At 51.9% G+C, this 16,405-nt stretch carries 20 protein-coding genes and 2 pseudogenes; 20 read left to right on the plus strand and 2 right to left on the minus strand.

Annotated elements, in window-relative coordinates:
* Positions 1-5 precede the first annotated feature (5 nt).
* The 11 genes and pseudogenes from ACL2XF_RS12475 to ACL2XF_RS12525 all read left to right on the plus strand — a co-directional run.
* Positions 6-344: pseudogene (locus ACL2XF_RS12475) on the plus strand (LysB family phage lysis regulatory protein); the annotation flags it as partial.
* Positions 265-531 (plus strand): Rz1-like lysis system protein LysC, encoded by a 267-nt coding sequence (gene lysC, locus ACL2XF_RS12480; RefSeq protein ID WP_413728700.1) that lies wholly within the window; start codon positions 265-267, stop codon positions 529-531. The pseudogene ACL2XF_RS12475 and the gene lysC, both read left to right, overlap by 80 nt.
* The gene (locus tag ACL2XF_RS12485; protein WP_413728701.1) at positions 518-985 is read left to right on the plus strand and encodes a phage tail protein; all 468 of its coding nucleotides are present in this window, start codon (positions 518-520) and stop codon (positions 983-985) included. Before lysC ends, ACL2XF_RS12485 begins: the two co-directional genes overlap by 14 nt.
* Entirely contained in the window at positions 978-1,436 is a 459-nt protein-coding gene (locus tag ACL2XF_RS12490; RefSeq protein WP_413728702.1) for a phage virion morphogenesis protein, read from the plus strand. Before ACL2XF_RS12485 ends, ACL2XF_RS12490 begins: the two co-directional genes overlap by 8 nt.
* Before the next feature lie 85 nt (positions 1,437-1,521).
* A complete protein-coding gene (locus ACL2XF_RS12495) occupies positions 1,522-2,859 on the plus strand; it encodes a P-loop NTPase fold protein (RefSeq protein ID WP_413728703.1) in 1,338 nt (445 codons plus the stop codon).
* A gap of 72 nt (positions 2,860-2,931) precedes the next feature.
* Positions 2,932-3,573, plus strand: a complete 642-nt coding sequence (locus tag ACL2XF_RS12500; protein ID WP_413728704.1) for a phage baseplate assembly protein V — start codon at positions 2,932-2,934, stop codon at positions 3,571-3,573.
* The gene (locus ACL2XF_RS12505; protein WP_413728705.1) at positions 3,570-3,920 is read left to right on the plus strand and encodes a GPW/gp25 family protein; all 351 of its coding nucleotides are present in this window, start codon (positions 3,570-3,572) and stop codon (positions 3,918-3,920) included. The genes ACL2XF_RS12500 and ACL2XF_RS12505 overlap by 4 nt, the downstream gene beginning before the upstream one ends.
* A 4-nt stretch (positions 3,921-3,924) precedes the next feature.
* A pseudogene (locus tag ACL2XF_RS12510) lies at positions 3,925-4,834 on the plus strand (baseplate assembly protein).
* Positions 4,827-5,435 carry a phage tail protein I gene (locus ACL2XF_RS12515; RefSeq protein WP_413728706.1) on the plus strand — a complete coding sequence of 203 codons (609 nt, stop codon included), beginning with the start codon at positions 4,827-4,829 and terminating at the stop codon, positions 5,433-5,435. The pseudogene ACL2XF_RS12510 and the gene ACL2XF_RS12515 overlap by 8 nt, the downstream one beginning before the upstream one ends.
* Positions 5,432-6,574 (plus strand): phage tail protein, encoded by a 1,143-nt coding sequence (locus ACL2XF_RS12520; RefSeq protein ID WP_413728707.1) that lies wholly within the window; start codon positions 5,432-5,434, stop codon positions 6,572-6,574. Before ACL2XF_RS12515 ends, ACL2XF_RS12520 begins: the two co-directional genes overlap by 4 nt.
* The gene (locus ACL2XF_RS12525) at positions 6,574-7,263 is read left to right on the plus strand and encodes a tail fiber assembly protein (protein ID WP_413728708.1); all 690 of its coding nucleotides are present in this window, start codon (positions 6,574-6,576) and stop codon (positions 7,261-7,263) included. Before ACL2XF_RS12520 ends, ACL2XF_RS12525 begins: the two co-directional genes overlap by 1 nt.
* A 52-nt stretch (positions 7,264-7,315) precedes the next feature.
* Here the strand turns inward: ACL2XF_RS12525 and ACL2XF_RS12530 are convergent, their stop codons facing one another.
* The gene (locus ACL2XF_RS12530; RefSeq protein WP_413728709.1) at positions 7,316-7,711 is read right to left on the minus strand and encodes a S24 family peptidase; all 396 of its coding nucleotides are present in this window, start codon (positions 7,709-7,711) and stop codon (positions 7,316-7,318) included.
* A 234-nt stretch (positions 7,712-7,945) separates the two neighbouring features.
* On the opposite strand from ACL2XF_RS12530, the gene ACL2XF_RS12535 reads away from it, so the two are divergent.
* Positions 7,946-8,683, plus strand: a complete 738-nt coding sequence (locus tag ACL2XF_RS12535; protein WP_413728710.1) for a DNA-methyltransferase — start codon at positions 7,946-7,948, stop codon at positions 8,681-8,683.
* Between the two features lie 123 nt (positions 8,684-8,806).
* On the opposite strand, the gene ACL2XF_RS12540 is transcribed toward ACL2XF_RS12535, so the two are convergent.
* Positions 8,807-9,538, minus strand: a complete 732-nt coding sequence (locus tag ACL2XF_RS12540; RefSeq protein ID WP_413728711.1) for a hypothetical protein — start codon at positions 9,536-9,538, stop codon at positions 8,807-8,809.
* Positions 9,539-9,724: 186 nt separating this feature from the next.
* Here ACL2XF_RS12540 and ACL2XF_RS12545 point away from each other — a divergent pair, with 186 nt between their 5' ends.
* The 8 genes from ACL2XF_RS12545 (at position 9,725) to ACL2XF_RS12580 (ending at position 16,319) form a co-directional block, all read left to right on the plus strand.
* The gene (locus tag ACL2XF_RS12545) at positions 9,725-10,894 is read left to right on the plus strand and encodes a phage tail sheath protein (RefSeq protein WP_413728712.1); all 1,170 of its coding nucleotides are present in this window, start codon (positions 9,725-9,727) and stop codon (positions 10,892-10,894) included.
* A 9-nt stretch (positions 10,895-10,903) separates the two neighbouring features.
* Entirely contained in the window at positions 10,904-11,419 is a 516-nt protein-coding gene (locus ACL2XF_RS12550; RefSeq protein WP_413728713.1) for a phage major tail tube protein, read from the plus strand.
* 62 nt (positions 11,420-11,481) lie between these two features.
* A complete protein-coding gene (locus tag ACL2XF_RS12555) occupies positions 11,482-11,769 on the plus strand; it encodes a phage tail assembly protein (RefSeq protein WP_413728714.1) in 288 nt (95 codons plus the stop codon).
* A gap of 14 nt (positions 11,770-11,783) precedes the next feature.
* Positions 11,784-11,903: a GpE family phage tail protein gene (locus tag ACL2XF_RS12560; RefSeq protein ID WP_413728715.1), complete on the plus strand. Its 120-nt coding sequence runs from the start codon at positions 11,784-11,786 to the stop codon at positions 11,901-11,903.
* Positions 11,896-14,370 carry a phage tail tape measure protein gene (locus tag ACL2XF_RS12565; protein ID WP_413728716.1) on the plus strand — a complete coding sequence of 825 codons (2,475 nt, stop codon included), beginning with the start codon at positions 11,896-11,898 and terminating at the stop codon, positions 14,368-14,370. The genes ACL2XF_RS12560 and ACL2XF_RS12565 overlap by 8 nt, the downstream gene beginning before the upstream one ends.
* Positions 14,371-14,384: 14 nt before the next feature.
* On the plus strand, positions 14,385-14,867 hold the full coding sequence (locus ACL2XF_RS12570; RefSeq protein WP_413728717.1) for a phage tail protein: 483 nt from the start codon (positions 14,385-14,387) through the stop codon (positions 14,865-14,867).
* Complete coding sequence (locus tag ACL2XF_RS12575; RefSeq protein ID WP_413728718.1) at positions 14,864-16,030, plus strand: phage late control D family protein; 1,167 nt, start codon at positions 14,864-14,866, stop codon at positions 16,028-16,030. The genes ACL2XF_RS12570 and ACL2XF_RS12575 overlap by 4 nt, the downstream gene beginning before the upstream one ends.
* A gap of 70 nt (positions 16,031-16,100) precedes the next feature.
* Positions 16,101-16,319 carry an ogr/Delta-like zinc finger family protein gene (locus tag ACL2XF_RS12580; RefSeq protein ID WP_413728719.1) on the plus strand — a complete coding sequence of 73 codons (219 nt, stop codon included), beginning with the start codon at positions 16,101-16,103 and terminating at the stop codon, positions 16,317-16,319.
* Positions 16,320-16,405: the final 86 nt, after the last annotated feature.

Raw genomic sequence — 16,405 nt, forward strand, 5'->3', positions numbered from 1 at the left:
GCTTGATGTTGGGGCTGCTGTTGGCGGCAGCCGGGATTATTGTGGCGCAATATCTGTCCGGCGGGCGGCTCAATGATGCGCTGCGCCAACAACAAACCATGATCGGCACCCTGGCGGCGGACATGGAAAGCCGCGATCGGGTGATTACCCACCTGCAGGTGGAAAGGGAAACGTTAAAACGCGCCGAATTGGCGCTGCGCCAATCATTAATCCAGGCCGGTCAAAAACAGCAACGCCGTGAGCAACGTATCCAGGAATTACTCAGTGAAAATCAATCTTTACGCGATTGGGCCAACAGTGCTTTGCCTGATGCTGTCAGCCGGTTGCACTCCCGCCCCGCCTTTGCCAGCGCCAACGATTATCTCCGCTGGATGTCCGAAGGTAACGAGTTGCCCCATACCGGGGAGCCAGCCGCAAACGCACGGTGATTTAAGCGCCGACATTCGTCGCCTGGAAGCCGCGCTACTCGGCTGCGGATTACAGGTGGAAGCCATCAGACTTTACCAGGAACAACAGGATGCTGAAACCTAAACAGCTGCGCCAGGCATTAACCAATAGCGTGCCGCTACTGCAAAACAACCCCGATAACCTGCACCTGTTTATTGATAACGGCCGCATTGTCTCTACCCTGGCCCCGTCGCTGTCGTTTGAATACCAGTATCAGTTGAACGTGGTGATCACCGATTACGCCGGCGACGCCGATTTAATCATGGTACCGGTCCTGGCCTGGCTGCGGCAACATCAACCCGACATCATGGCGACGGAGCATAAACGGCAGACCGGGTTTATATTCAAGGTAGATGTGCTGAGCGACACGCTGAGCGATATCAGCATTGATTTGCAACTGACCGAACGGGTGATTGTGAAAGAGGAAAATAGCGCGCTGCATGTTGACCATGTGCCTGAACCACCGATGCCGGAAGACATTACCCGTCCGATAGCGCTCTATGTTCATAACGAATTGGTCAGTCGCTGGCATGAATGATTTAGAGCAGTTTGACCAACGCCTGGAAGGACTGATCGCGGCGCTTAGCCCAAAGGCTCGTAAGACCATGGCGGTGACTATTGCCAAAAAGCTGCGCGCCAGCCAGCAACAGCGCATCAAACGCCAGCAAGCGCCGGATGGCACGCCTTATGCGCCGCGTAAGCCGCAGCCACTGCGTAAAAAGAAAGGGCGGGTTAAACAGGAGATGTTTAGCAAGCTGCGGACTAATCGTTATATGAAGGCGAAAGGCGATAGTAATGGCGCGGTTGTGGAGTTTACCAACCAGGTGCAGCGGATGGCTCAGGTTCATCATTATGGGTTAAAGGATAGGTTATCACTAAAAGGACATCTATATATTTATGATGAACGAATTTTATTAGGATTTAAGGATAGAGATCTCATCATTGCTGTCAACGTATTTGAAGAATTTTCATCATTTACAATTAGATAAAGCAGGGAAAACTTCTTTTTTTACATTTACAAGATTATGTTTTTGTTATACATTATTAATTTAATCCCATGATTTGGATACATTAATGAAGGTTACAACAGAAGAACTAACATTTGATGCCGGATTTACAGAAGAAAATGATTTATTTAATCGTCGGCAATTATATAATATAATAACCGGCTTAATAAAATCATCAAGTGACGAAAGCCTTGTCCTTTCTTTGGCAGATAAATGGGGTAGTGGTAAAACTAGCTTTATAAAAATGTTTCAACATGAAAATGAAATAGATAAAGACTCGAATTTTGAGACAATATATTTTGACGCTTATGAAAATGATTATCAAAATGATCCTTTTTTAGCCTTAGCTTCACAAATTTACGGTTTATTGGATAAACAAAATGTTGACTGGGATGAAATTAAAAATGATTTTTTAGAAGCATCTAAAGGGCTTGCAAAAACATTCTTAAAGCAAAGCGTTAAATCTGGATTGAATTTTGTAACAGCTGGCATTGTCAACGGGCCTATTTTAGACCAAACAGTTAACATGTTTAAAGATTCCCTCAATACAAGTTTAGATATATACATTGACAGCAAGCTTAAAAGTTCAGAGCAAGAAAAAAACACAATTGTAAAATTTAGAGAATCTTTACTTAAAATTTCTGAACAAAAAAATAAAAAAATAATATTTATAATTGACGAACTAGATCGTGCTAGACCAGATTTTTCTCTAGATTTAATCGAAAAAATAAAGCATTTATTTTCGGTAAAAGGTGTGGTTTTTCTACTAGTGATGAACCGTGAACAGTTTGAAGAAAGCATAAAATTTCGTTACGGCAATATTGATTCACGATTATATTTGAATAAATTCATACACTTTTGGTTTGAATTGCCAAGGAAATTTAATTATGAAAATGAGGATGTCACAACATTGAGTTACATTGAATACCTTGGGAAAAAAAATTCTTTCAATCAGTTAACTAGGGAATCAATAAAAACATTATCTATATTATTATCACTTAACAACTGTACTTTAAGAGAGGCCGAAAGATGTTTTTCGTTAATTTCATACTTATTTAAAAATAAGCCCATCAATTCCAATGTGAGTTATTTTAGAGAATATGAAGATGCGCTTGTTTGTGCTGCCTTCCTGAAAGTTACCAATCCAGTATTATTGAAGAATATTTCACAAAGAAACATTCTCTACAAAGATGTACTTTTGAAATTAAATATACCTAATCAATCGTCCAAGCATTTATTAATTCTTATGAAAACCTTAGAAGTCGAATTAATGTCCAAAGAAGAATTTTTGCAACAAATAGATAAAAGTGAAATCTCTGAAAAGTACTTCTTTAACGGCAACCGGAGCGATTTTTTCAAATCGGTAAGTAAATGCCTTGAATTATTATCAATTGAAAATAATTAAAAAATTTTGTGTAATAGATCACTAAACTAAATTTAATTGAAGCTTCATTGCATATGTATGAAGCTTCATTTTATGAATATATATAATAAAAATCCTGAACTTTCGCACCTAACTTGCAACCTTATCCGCAACGGCACCGTCGCCTTTGTTGATTTGGATAACGGCTTATGCCGCGTTGACACCGGCGACAACACCACCCACTGGCTGCACTGGCTGACCGCCCGCGCCGGACGCACCCGCACCTGGTGGGCGCCGTCCGTTGGCGAGCAAGTGATCCTGCTGGCGCTCGGCGGCGAGCTGGATACCGCCTTTGTTCTCCCCGGCGTATTTTCCGATGATTTTCCCGCGCCGTCGGCCTCCGCCGATGCGGTGCATATCGCGTTCCCAGATGGGGCTGTGATCGAGTATGAACCGCTGACCGGCGCACTGCTGGCGACCGGTATCAAAACCGCCACGGTCAAAGCCGCCGATAGCGTGGCGGTGACCTCGCCGCTGATCACCTGCACCGCCTCAACCCGCATTACCCTGGATACGCCGGAGGTAATCTGCACTCATAAGCTGACTACTCAGACTATCGACATTCAGCAAGGCGGCACGATGACCGGCAACCTGACGCACAGCGGCGGCAACCTCTACTCCAACGGCGTGGTGGTGCATACCCATAAGCATAAAGGCGTGCAGACTGGCGGCGGCCTGACGGATGGCCCGGCATGACCAATGCATCCTATATCGGCATGAACCGCGACAACGGGCGCGCCCTGGCCGACCTGGCGCATATCCAGCAAAGCGTGGCCGATATTTTGATAACGCCGATCGGTTCGCGCCCGATGCGCCGGGCCTATGGTTCGCTGCTGTCTGAGCTGTTAGACCAGCCACAGAATGCCGCGCTGCGGTTGCAGATTATGGCGGCGTGCTATAGCGCCATTCTCCAGTGGGAGCCGCGTATCAGCCTGTCCGGCATCACTTTTCAATCCACCTACGACGGCAAAATGGTGGTCGAGCTGACCGGTAAAACGGTCAGCCAGGCCGCCGATATTTCCCTAACCATTCCTGTGAGTTGATCCCATGGCAACCATTGACCTTAGCCAGTTACCCGCGCCGGATGTGGTGGAAACGCTGGACTACGAAGCTCTGCTGACTGAGCGCAAAGCCACACTGGTTTCGCTCTACCCGGAAGAAGAACAGGCGGCCGTGGCCCGCACCCTGACCCTGGAGTCCGAGCCTATCGTTAAGCTGCTGGAAGAGAACGCCTATCGCGAGCTGATTTTGCGCCAGCGCATCAATGAAGCGGCGCAGGCGGTGATGCTGGCTTATGCCAACGGGGCCGACCTTGACCAAATCGCGGCCAATTTTAACGTCTCACGCCTGACGGTGCAGGCGGCCGACGAAACCGTGGTGCCGGCCCTGGCCGCCGTCTATGAGGCGGATATCGATTTGCGCCTGCGCACGCCGCAAGCTTTTGAGGGGTTAAGCGTGGCCGGGCCGACCGGCGCCTATGAATATCACGCCCTTAGCGCCGACGGCCGGGTGGCGGATGCGTCGGCGCTCAGTCCGTCACCGGCGTGCGTCACCATTACCGTGCTGTCACGCGAGGGCAACGGCGCGGCACCGGGCGACCTGCTGGCGGTGGTGGAATCGGCGCTCAACGATGAGAACGTGCGCCCGGTGGCCGACCGGGTGACGGTGCAGTCCGCCGCCATCGTGCCCTATAACATCAACGCCACGCTATACCTGTACCCCGGCCCGGAGGCGGGAGCCGGTGCGCGCGGCGGCCGAGGCGCGGTTAACCGCGTTTATCACTGAACAGCGCCGGTTAGGCCGTGATATCCGCCTGTCGGCGCTGTATGCCGCGCTGCATGTGGAAGGCGTGCAGCGCGTTGAACTGGCCGCCCCGGCCCTGGATGTGGTGCTGAATAAAACCCAGGCCGCGTTTTGCACCGGCTACCGGCTCACGGTCGGCGGCTCCGATGAGTAGCCGCCTGTTGCCGGTCGGCTCCAGCGCGCTGGAAGTGGCCGCCGCCGAGGCCTGCGCCAAGCTGGGCGAGCTGTCCGTGCCGGTGCGCGAGCTATGGAACCCGGACACCTGCCCGCTACCGCTATTGCCGTATCTGGCCTGGGCCTATTCGGTTGACCGCTGGGACGAAGGCTGGAGCGAGGAAGCCAAACGCGCCGTGGTGCGCGCCTCGTTTTATGTCCATAAGCACAAAGGCACCATTGGCGCGCTGCGGCGCGTGGTGGAGCCGCTCGGCTACCTGATTAAAATCGTCGAGTGGTGGACGCATAACGAGACGCCCGGCACCTTTCGCCTGGATGTCGGGGTGCTGGAGACCGGTATCACCGATGAAATGTATAACGAGCTGGAGCGTCTGATAGACGACGCCAAGCCGCTGAGCCGCCACCTGGTCGGCCTGTCCATCAACCTGGATGTGACCGGCACCGCTTATGCCAGCGCGGCAAGCTATGACGGTGACGAACTGACCGTGTATCCCTATTTTCCTGAAACCATTACCGTGGCCGGCCAGCATTTTACCGGCGGCGCGGTGCATATTATCGACACGTTACGAGTATCGTCATGACCATTAAATTTTATGCGTTACTAACACATCAGGGGACGGCAAAACTCGCCAATGCCACCGCGCTGGGAGCACGACTAGAGATTACCCATCTGGCGGTCGGCGACGGCGGCGGCACCCGTCCGATCCCCGACCCGGCACAAACCAAATTGATAAACCAGAAACGGCGCGCCCCCCTGAATTCGTTGAGTATCGATGCGGCAAATACTAACCAGATTATCGCCGAGCAGGTTATCCCGGAAAATGTGGGCGGTTTCTGGATACGGGAAATGGGGTTATATGACGCCGACGACGATTTGATTGCAGTGGCCAATTGCCCCGAGACGTATAAACCCCAGCTCCAGGAAGGCAGCGGGCGAACTCAGGTTGTGCGTATGATTTTGATCGTTAGCCATGCCCAGGCAGTCACGCTCAAAATAGACCCGTCGGTTATTCTGGCTACAAAAGATTATGTCCGGGCGCAGATTGATCATACCGGCAGCTTTCTGGTAAAAAAACTGCGCGAACAGGCCACCTCGCTCCAGGATAAAATGCTGCATGCCGCTGCTAATCTGTCGGATATCCCTGATAAAGCACGGGCCCGTCGCAATTTGCAACTTGGCGCACTGGCAGAAAGAGACCGGTTAACACCGCAGGATATCGGCGCAATAAGTCTTGATGAGCTTGTCGGCATTCCGCTGCCCTGGCCCAGTCGCACCGCGCCATCGGGATGGCTAAAATGCAACGGCGCGAAATTTAATAAGAAAGAATACCCCGTGCTGGCATCAATCTATCCTTCCGGAAAACTACCGGACCTCAGAGGCGAGTTTATTCGCGGCTGGGATGATGGGCGTGGCATAGACGACAAGCGCTCGCCATTATCATTTCAGCCCGACGCGATACGTAACATCACCGGCACGCAATGCCTGGTGGTTGCCTACAACGGCGCCTCAACCGGCGCATTTTTTCATACCGGGAAAAATGCCAATGAAGGGATTTATGATGACGGAAGCCCTATTAACGATGCACCAGGTGTCGGCAACAGTATTGTTGGACGTTCAACGGGAGAAAAAATCTATTTCGATGCATCGCGAGTCGTACCGACTGCCGACGAAAATCGCCCGCGTAATATCGCCTATAACTATATTGTGAGAGCAGCCTGATGGCCCAATACTCGATAAAGATTGATAAAGCAGAATTAAATCAACATGGCCTGGCAAAAGAGGCGGGATGGATGACGGTATACCATGCGCATCCCCTGTCACGCGAGTATATCCATGCCTCCATGGAATATTTGCCCCAGGGCGTCGGCTTACCGGAATACAGTTATACCGATGCTCCGGAACTGTCGCAGGATAACGCGGCCATCGTTCGAACCAAGGACGGCAGCCATTGGCAAACCCTGCCGGATCACCGCGGCCAAACGGCCTATGATACGGCAACCCGGCAGGCTACTTTAATCACTGAGCCGGGAGAATTGCCCGCATTCCTTACCCTGCTCCCACCTGGGACTGACTTTGATATTTGGGACGGCAAGCAATGGAATACCGATATCAAGGCGCAAAAAGCGGCGGCGGTACAGCGGGCAGAAAATCATAAGGCGCAGCTCACCGCCAAAGCCTTCGAACACATCGCTACCCTTGAGCGCGCAGTGAAATTAGGTATCGCCACCCAGGAAGAAAAAAAGCAGCTTACATCATGGGAAGCCTATAGTGTTTTACTGCGGCGCGTTGATATCGAGAATGCACCTTCTGTTACCTGGCCGACCGTGCCGGCAACTGGATCTAGCCAGGAGCGAGCGGTTTTAGATGCATCCCCGCACACTTTTTTAGACCCGACTAAGTCGGGATAATACCGCTGGGAGCTAGCCTGCTCACAACGGGCAGGCTGATTCATTTTCTTGATCAGAACAGACATGGCGTATCGTCAAATTCCCCGGTACGCATATCATTCACAACGTAGGTTACCACTCCCCAGCAAATAGGCGCTTCATCCATCAAATCATCGCCCTCCTCGCAGAGGATAATCTCATTGGGTTCATCTAATTTTTCCAGGCAACGCACCGGATACAAACGCACCCGCCGCAAGGAGATCTCCCCGCCGATTTCTGCCACGATGATGCTACCGTCCACGGGCAGTAACGATTTATCCACGACCAAAAGCGAATCCTGAAAAATACCGGCCCGCGATGAACCTTCCGAAGCGCGCATAAAAAAGGTCGTCGTCGGGTGGTGAATACACGCATCGTCCAAGCTCACGCGTTTTGCTACACAATCCTGCACTGGGGATGGGAAGGTCATATCTGTCACCTCGAATGCTGTACATAATTACAGGTTATGGCATAAGGCGTAGTTTGTGAAGCGAGTTCTAGCCCGCGTAAAAGCGAACCGGCTAAACCGGCTGGTTTTATTGAGAAAATAATTTTGTAATTTTTTGGTGCGGTGATGTCGTACTGAATTTGACAGGTCGCTTTCATTACGACAGATAAACGCCCGATGTATATGCTGTCAGTAATTTAAAAACATGAGGTTAGCATGGCTTTTCAACAACAAACCATTGGCCCGGCAACACTCTATTGCGGCGACAGTCTGGAGATTTTGCGAGAGCTGAATGAACCGGTTGATGCCCTGATAACCGATCCGCCTTACAGCAGCGGCGGCATGAATCACGGAACCCGTACCCAATCACCGGGGGTGAAATACATCAAAAATTCAAAGTACCATGATTTTTTTGGCGACAATCGGGACGCACGCTCCTGGGCATTCTGGATGACGCAGTGGTTAAGCCAAACCCGTAGGCTGGTCAAACTGGGGGGTTATGCCATGGTATTTTCCGATTGGCGACAGCTCCCTACCCTGACGGATGTTTTACAGGCCGGGGGATTTATCTGGCGCGGTGTGGTGCCATGGGATAAGACCGCCTCCAGCCGGGCGCCGCATACCGGCTATTTCCGCCATCAATGTGAATATGTGGTGTGGGGCAGCGTCGGCACCTTAATCAAGTGCCGACACGGCGGCCCCTGGCCGGGACTGATGCAAAAGCGGGTCATCCCCTCGGAAAAACTGCATATGACAGGGAAGCCGGTAGAACTGATGGAGCAGTTAATCAAACCGGTAATCCCGGGCGGGATTGTACTTGATCCGTTTATGGGCAGCGCGTCAACGGGAGTGGCGGCGTTGCGCCAGGGTTATCGTTTTATCGGGATAGAAATGAGTCAGGAGTATTTTGATATATCTTGCCAGCGCTTAGAAAAGATATATCTTACATTTTAAATTTTATGCCAACATAATTTTTATCGATAAGCACCGACCGTGAGTGGCCGGGGCTATTGATATAAATCTATATTGAGTATATCTCACTATAAATTTTCTAGGAATGCTTCTTGAAGTCGATTATTAGTCTTTTGAGGACCGCACTCTATATACAATTTTTCCGTGTATTTTTTTATATTTTATCGCAGCTTCAATTATACTCATTGCATACGAATTTTTCCTTTGAGCCATTTTGAAAACACGAAACAACCCCAAATTTGAAGCAATCACAACAATTAATAAAGAAAATAAATAATAAGACATCTGATTAGGATCTAACAATGATTTTAATTCAGGGATACCGGCAAATTTTGGCCATGTGGTAATTATAAACGCGAGGACAGCAGCCATTTGTATAAAATTAATAACTTCATAATTTACCTTATTGAGATTAACACTTATCAATAATTTCATTACATCGAGCTGGATATAACTCTTCGAACTTTGCTTCACAATCTGTTTATAATTATGTTCAATTTCAAAATTCCGCTTACCCTTACCAATGGTTTGATCCGCATAATTAATCATCGAAAGAATAAGAGCAAAGGTCATCATTGAGCCAAAGAAGAATATTATATAAAACAACCAATTGATATATGTAAAAACAAAAATAATAAACCCTAAAAAATTGACGTGACCATAATGATAAATTGCAAGTAAGATTGTTAGCGCTAAAAGCAACGCACCTAACACCATCGTGATAGTTGATGAATATTTAAAAAATTCATATATTTTTCCGTCATTACTCCACCCTGAATAAGGTTCTATTTCAGCCACTTCTTTTATAATAAATTGGTCGACCCCAACATTTAACACTACGCAATCTCCTCATTTAATGTGTATACCTTTTATCGTCCATAAATCGGTAAACTTGATATTGGAGGGTAGTATTGCGATAGCATTTTTTACTTGTTGTATCGGATTTCATAAAACATTGAAACCAAGCCGAATCTGATAATAGTCTTCATCATAACGAAAAAGTACAACGCTAAGAGCTTAAAGATGACTCATTTTCACCACGGCATCCGTGTCCTCGAAATCAACGACGGCGCCCGCACTATTTCCACCGCGTCTACAGCAATCGTCGGTATTGTCTGCACTGCCGACGATGCCGATGCCGCAACTTTCCCCCTCAATACGCCGGTGCTTATCACAAACATCCGGGCCGCCATAAGCAAAGCAGGCACCTCCGGCACACTGCCCACATCACTGATGGCCATCGCCGCTCAGTGCCAGCCGGTTTCCGTCGTGGTACGCGTGGCCGAAGGAAAAGATGAAGCGGCGACCACCGCCAATATTATCGGCGGCATGGATGCCGAGGGGCGCTATACCGGTCTGCATGCCCTTCTGGCTGCGCAATCCGAAACCGGCGTCAAGCCGCGTATTATCGGCGTTCCTGGACTGGATAATCTGGAAGTCGCCACCGCCCTGGCATCCATTTGCCAGCAGCTGCGCGCCTTCGGTTATATCAGCGCATGGAACTGCAAAACGGTGGCCGAGGCTATCAGATACCGCGCCAATTTCGGCCAGCGCGAGCTGATGTTGCTATGGCCGGACTTCCTGTCCTGGAACGCCCAAACCATTGCCTGCCAAACAGCATTTGCTACCGCTTACGCCCTGGGGCTGCGCGCCAAAATCGATAACGAGACCGGCTGGCATAAGACGTTATCCAATGTGGACGTTAACGGCGTGTTAGGTATTACCCGACATGTCTATTGGGATCTGCAAACGCCCGGCACCGATGCCGATCTGCTGAATGAAGCCTGCATAACCACGCTTATCCGCAAGGAGGGATTTAAATTCTGGGGTTCACGCACCTGTAGCAGCGATCCGCTGTTTGCTTTTGAAAACTATACCCGCACCGCGCAGGTTCTGGCCGATACCCTGGCCGAGGCGCATCTGTGGGCGATGGATAAACCCATGACGCCGACGCTGGTCCGCGATTTGATGGAAGGCGTTAATGCTAAATTCCGCGCGCTGAAATCCGCCGGATACCTTATTGACGGCACATGCTGGTATGACGATGCCGCCAATGACAAAAACACCCTGAAAGCCGGAAAGCTTTTTATCGATTATGACTATACCCCAGTCCCGCCGCTTGAAGATTTGACCTTTCGCCAGCGCATCACCGACCGCTATCTCATGAGTTTTTCCTCTAACGTGAACACTTAAAGGATCTTTATGGCTTTACCTCGCAAATTAAAAATGCTGAATCTTTTTAACGACGGGTTCAGCTACCAGGGCGTGGTCTCCTCGATGACCCTGCCCAAGCTGACCCGCAAGCTCGAGCATTATCGCGGCGGCGGGATGAACGGCAGCGCGCCGGTCGATTTAGGTCTCGATGATGACGCCTTGTCCGTCGAGTGGTCGATGGGCGGCATCGATGAGCGGGTATTGACCCAATGGGGCGCGGCGGACATTAACGCCGTGCCGTTGCGTTTTGTCGGCTCATTCCAGCGCGACGACACGGGGGATATTACCGCCGTCGAGGTGGCGTTGCGCGGACGGCATAAAGAAATTGACTCCGGCGAGTACAAACAGGGCGAGGATACCGAGACCAAGGTATCCACCCGGTGCACCTATTACAAGCTGACCGTCGGCGGCAGCGTATTGATTGAAATCGACACAGTTAACCTGATGGAAATCGTTAGCGGCGTCGACCGTTTGGCTGAACACCGGCGGGCCATTGGCCTGTAATTGCCAGCGCTGTATGACAATAAACTCAATTAAACCCTCACTTCAAATAGGAAATAAAATTTATGGATAACACTTTCACACTGGCATCGCCGGTGCAACGCGGCGACACGCAAATCAGTGAAATTACCCTGATCAAACCTAACGCCGGTACGCTGCGCGGCGTGCGTCTGGCGGATCTGGCTAATTCCGACATCGACGCCCTGCTCACCGTATTGCCGCGCATCACCTGCCCACAGCTGACACGCCATGAATGCGCCCTGCTGGATTTGCCGGATATGGTCGCCCTGGCCGGTAAGGTGATCGGTTTTTTGTCGCCGATATCGGACGAAACGGCATCCCTCCCGATTTGACGGTGGATTCGCTAATGGCGGATATCGCAGTGATTTTCCACTGGCCGCCGTCGGCCCTGTATCCGATGTGCCTGGCCGAGCTGATCGGCTGGCGCGCCCTGGCCCTGAAACGCAGTGGACAATCCAATGAATAATAAGCTTCAGCTGCAGGTGTTACTGAAAGCGGTGGACCGCGCCTCCCGCCCTTTTCGTGCCGTGCAAAATGCCAGCCGCCAGTTGGCCGGAGATATCCGCGCCACAGATAAAACCCTGCGCGCGCTTGATCAGCAGGTCGGGAAAATAGAGATGTTCCGCAAGGTTAAAGCACAGCTGACCGCCACAGGCGCCGCGCTGCGCCAGGCCAGGCAGGAGACGGCCCGGCTGGAAAAAGCCTTTAGCGCCCTGGATAACCCGACCGGCAAACACATTCGCGAGATGGATAAGGCCCGGCGCGGCGTTATCGCCCTTGAAGAAAAATATCGCGGCCTGCGCCGGTCGGTTAAAACACAACGCCTTGAGTTAAGCGCAGCGGGCATCAGCACCCGCCGACTTTCTTCGGAGCAGAAACGCCTGCAGGAGAATGCCGATACCGTCACCCGCACACTCAATCGGCAGCAGGATGCGCTGGTCCGCCTGAGCCAACAGCAGCAACGGCTTAGCCACATCAGCCAACGTTATCAGGCGGGTAAAGCCTTGGCGGGCGGCATTGCCGGGAAAAGCAGCGCGGCGCTTGCCACCGCCACCGGCGCGCTGTATGCCGAGGGACGTTGGTTAGCGCCGGGGATGAACTTCGACCGCCAGATGTCCAGCACGAGAGCTATCCTGGATTTGGATAAACAGGACCCGAAACTCCAGGCCATGCGCCAGCAGGCCCGTGATATCGGCGCGACCACCGCATTCTCGCCCACCGATGTGGCTCGTACCCAAACCACGCTGGCGCGCTCGGGCCTGGATGCGGAGGCCATATTGGCCACCACCGGCACCACGGTTAACCTATCCCTGGCCGGGGAAGTGGATATCGCCGAGGCGGCGGACATCATTACCAATATGCAATCCGCTTTCCATATTCCCGTCGCTGAAATCAGCCGGGTGGCGGACGTGATGACGAAAGGCTTTACCAGCGCCAACAGCAACTTGCAGGCCTTCAGCGAGGCGATGAAATATGCCGCGCCCCTGGCGCGCGCCGCCGGAGCTAGTATTGAGGACGCCACCGCCATGCTCGGCGTACTGGCGGAAAACGGTATCAAGGGCAGTATGGCCGGGACCGGGATCAGCGCGATGTTTACCCGGCTCCAGGCGCCGGTTGGCGAAGCCGCCGACGCCCTGGACGAATTGCAGGTAAAGACCCGCGATAAAAAAGGTAATTTCCTGCCGATGGTGGGCGTGTTGAAAAGCATCGCCGCCTCAATGAAAAAACACCGGCTTGGCACCGCGCAGCAAACCGAATACCTGAAGGTGATTTTTGGCGAAGAGGCCCTTAAGTCGGCACAAAACCTGGTTGAAGCGGCGGATAACGGTAATCTCGATAACCGCCGCCACGAGTTAACCCATTCCCACGGCATCACCGAACGGGTGGCCAGGGTACAGACCGATAATCTGATAGGCGACCTCAAAAACCTCACCTCCGCCCTGGAAGATATCCGCATCCAGCTGTTTGCAGGCCAGGATGAGGGGCTGCGCCGCCTGACTCAATCCGCCACTGCCTGGATCGGCAAAGTCGGTGAATGGACCAAAAAGAATCCCGAGCTGACCAACCGGTTAACCCGGCTGGCGGGCGCCATCACCCTGTTGCTGGGCGGGCTGGCGGTTCTGGGGTTGGCGGCATGGCCGGTTATCACCGGTTTTAACCTGATGCTGGCCGGAGCCGGGATCCTGAGTACCGGCATTGCCATTGCCGGTGGCGCCATCGGCGCCACGTTTGCCACCCTGGCATGGCCGGTTACCCTGGCGGTGGCGGCCATCGTCGCCGGGGCGTTGCTGATCCGCAAATATTGGCAACCGATTAAGGCCTTTATCGGTGGCGTGGCAGAGGGATTTGCCGCCATAGTCGGCCCCTTGGTCGAGATATTTGGCCCGATTAAACCGGTGTTCCTATGGTTGTCCGAAAAGTTAAAAGCGCTGTGGACGGGTTTTAACACCTTGATGGCACCGGTCAAGGCCACCGGCGATACACTCAATAGCGCCACCCGGGCCGGGCGTATTTTCGGTGAAGGGCTGGCGATGGCGCTGACCTTTCCCATGACCGCGCTCAATACCCTGCGCGACGGTATCGATTGGATATTGGATAAACTCGGCCTGATTAATAATGCCTCGGAAACTCTAACGGGTGCGGACCAGCAGCTCGCTACTGAGCCGGCCACGGCCTATGGTTATGCGCCAACGGGGGCCATGATATACGGTACTCATCCTATCCTTGACCAGATAAAGCAGGCCGACAAACCTATCCAGGTACCCCACGCCACCGCCACCGCCGTGCATATCACCGTGCCTTATACCGCCAGGGATAACGAACACCTGACGCCCGATGAAATTGGACGCATCGCCGGGCGCGCTGCCGTTGATGAGCTGGATAAACGCCAGCGCCAGCAGCGCGCGCGACAACGCAGCAGCATGACCTATTAATACCGAGGCACATTATGATGATGACCCTGGGGTTGTTTGTGTTTGCCCTGAGCACCGTTCCCTATCAAAACCTAAGCCGGTCGGTGGAATATCGCTGGCCGACCAACAGCCGTGTCGGCCTGCCCCCGGCGGCGCAATTTCTCGGCCCAGGCAATGACCAGATTACCCTTTCCGGCGTGCTATTACCTGAGCTCACCGGCGGGCGGCTATCGCTCCTGGCGCTGGAGACCATGGCGGCACAGGGTAAGGCATGGCCGCTGATCGAGGGTACCGGCACGATATACGGTATGTACGTGGTTACCGGGTTTAACCAAACCCGCACGCTGTTTTTTGCCGACGGCGCGGCACGGCGCATTGAATTTACGCTGAACCTGATGCGCGTGGATGAAAGCTTGACGGCACTTCTCGGCGATCTCCAAGAACAGGCCGCCACGCTCATTAACCGGGCCGGAACGCTGGCTGGTAATATCAACACCGCCGCAGGAGGATTCTTTTGATAAGCAGCGCACCGAATTATTCCGCCGGGCATACCCTGGCACCCGATTTTCGGCTGACCATAAATGAAAAAGATATAACCGCCAATGTGCGGCCCCGGCTCCTGTCGCTGACACTAAATGATAATCGCGGACTTGAGGCGGATCAGCTGGATATCGAACTGGACGACGCCGACGGCCAGATACAGCTGCCGGGGCGTGGCGCAGTTATAAAGGTATTCCTAGGCTGGCAGGGTGAAGCACTGATCGGTAAAGGCGATTTTACCGTGGATGAAATAGAGCACCGGGGCACGCCCGATATTCTGACCATCCGCGCCCGCAGCGCGGATTTTCGTGGCTCGCTGAACTCACGCCGTGAAGTCTCATATCATGAAACCACCCTGGGCGACATTATCAACCAAATCGCGAACCGCCATAAACTGGTGCCCGTCGTTTCAGATACGCTGGCGACTATCGCCATCCCCCATATAGACCAGACGCAGGAAACCGACGCGGCGTTTATCACCCGCTTAGCTGAAAGAAATGGCGCGGTTGCGGCAATAAAAGCAGGACGACTTATGCTAATTATTCCTGGTTATGGCAGGACAGCGTCCGGCAAATCCATTCCTCAAATAACCATCGAACGACGGGACGGCGATCGGCACAGTTTCGCCATCGCCGACCGGGAGGCCTATACCGGTGTAACCGCAGGTTGGTTACATACCAAAGATCCGAAACCTCAAAAAGTAAAGGTGACGCGGTTAAAAAAACAACCGCATCTGCGCGCCCTGCAACACCCGAAAACTAAATCAAACAAACCGAGCCGGACGAAAACGCTGGAGTCCAAAACAGGGGAATACCTGCTCGGTAGCAATGATAATGTGTATGTTATTCACACTGTTTATGCAAACAAAGCTGCAGCCATGCGTGCCGCCCAGGCAATGTGGAATAAGCTGCAACGTGGCATTGCGGAATTTACTCTTTGCCTGGCCTTGGGCCGCGCCGACCTATGCCCGGAAACACCGGCGCGGGTAAAAGGGTTTAAGGCGGTGATTGATGCTCAGCCATGGATTATCAATAAAGTGACCCATCAACTTAGCAATAGCGGTTTCACAACGTTGGTAAATATGGAGATATTTTTATCAGGTATGCAATCAGTGATAAAGCAAAACGATAAGCATAGTTGAAATATAATTCACATTTTTGAACTTAATGTTAAAATTATTTAGAACCGAAGCCACTCTCCAGGAGGTATTTATGATGCACTGCCCTTTATGCCGTAAGGCTGCTCACACCCGTTCGAGCCGCTACCTCAGCGAGAGTACCAAGGAGCGTTATCATCAATGCACCAATATCAATTGCAGTCATACCTTTGTCACCATGGAGTCCTTTACCCGTTCAATTATGACTCCTGGCATGACAGATCCCGCCATTCCTCATCCTACAGAAAAGCAGCAAACCCAATTGGCCCTATGATAATCACAGCCTGCGAAAGCAGGTTTTTTATTGGGGGAAATCCATCCGCTTTCTATACTTAATTCATCTTCTCTTTGAAAAGTTAA

This window comes from Sodalis sp. RH19, assembly GCF_047324215.1.
In the GTDB taxonomy this organism is placed as follows: domain Bacteria; phylum Pseudomonadota; class Gammaproteobacteria; order Enterobacterales; family Enterobacteriaceae; genus Acerihabitans.

What these genes read in the sequence shown, in the direction of transcription:
- ACL2XF_RS12485 (WP_413728701.1), top strand. Translation starts at nt 518, where the DNA reads ATGCTGAAACCTAAACAGCTGCGCCAGGCATTAACCAATAGCGTGCCG.
- ACL2XF_RS12490 (WP_413728702.1), top strand. Translation starts at nt 978, where the DNA reads ATGAATGATTTAGAGCAGTTTGACCAACGCCTGGAAGGACTGATCGCG.
- ACL2XF_RS12495 (WP_413728703.1), top strand. Translation starts at nt 1,522, where the DNA reads ATGAAGGTTACAACAGAAGAACTAACATTTGATGCCGGATTTACAGAA.
- ACL2XF_RS12500 (WP_413728704.1), top strand. Translation starts at nt 2,932, where the DNA reads ATGAATATATATAATAAAAATCCTGAACTTTCGCACCTAACTTGCAAC.
- ACL2XF_RS12505 (WP_413728705.1), top strand. Translation starts at nt 3,570, where the DNA reads ATGACCAATGCATCCTATATCGGCATGAACCGCGACAACGGGCGCGCC.
- ACL2XF_RS12515 (WP_413728706.1), top strand. Translation starts at nt 4,827, where the DNA reads ATGAGTAGCCGCCTGTTGCCGGTCGGCTCCAGCGCGCTGGAAGTGGCC.
- ACL2XF_RS12520 (WP_413728707.1), top strand. Translation starts at nt 5,432, where the DNA reads ATGACCATTAAATTTTATGCGTTACTAACACATCAGGGGACGGCAAAA.
- ACL2XF_RS12525 (WP_413728708.1), top strand. Translation starts at nt 6,574, where the DNA reads ATGGCCCAATACTCGATAAAGATTGATAAAGCAGAATTAAATCAACAT.
- ACL2XF_RS12530 (WP_413728709.1), bottom strand. Translation starts at nt 7,711, where the DNA reads ATGACCTTCCCATCCCCAGTGCAGGATTGTGTAGCAAAACGCGTGAGC.
- ACL2XF_RS12535 (WP_413728710.1), top strand. Translation starts at nt 7,946, where the DNA reads ATGGCTTTTCAACAACAAACCATTGGCCCGGCAACACTCTATTGCGGC.
- ACL2XF_RS12545 (WP_413728712.1), top strand. Translation starts at nt 9,725, where the DNA reads ATGACTCATTTTCACCACGGCATCCGTGTCCTCGAAATCAACGACGGC.
- ACL2XF_RS12550 (WP_413728713.1), top strand. Translation starts at nt 10,904, where the DNA reads ATGGCTTTACCTCGCAAATTAAAAATGCTGAATCTTTTTAACGACGGG.
- ACL2XF_RS12555 (WP_413728714.1), top strand. Translation starts at nt 11,482, where the DNA reads ATGGATAACACTTTCACACTGGCATCGCCGGTGCAACGCGGCGACACG.
- ACL2XF_RS12560 (WP_413728715.1), top strand. Translation starts at nt 11,784, where the DNA reads ATGGCGGATATCGCAGTGATTTTCCACTGGCCGCCGTCGGCCCTGTAT.
- ACL2XF_RS12565 (WP_413728716.1), top strand. Translation starts at nt 11,896, where the DNA reads ATGAATAATAAGCTTCAGCTGCAGGTGTTACTGAAAGCGGTGGACCGC.
- ACL2XF_RS12570 (WP_413728717.1), top strand. Translation starts at nt 14,385, where the DNA reads ATGATGATGACCCTGGGGTTGTTTGTGTTTGCCCTGAGCACCGTTCCC.
- ACL2XF_RS12580 (WP_413728719.1), top strand. Translation starts at nt 16,101, where the DNA reads ATGATGCACTGCCCTTTATGCCGTAAGGCTGCTCACACCCGTTCGAGC.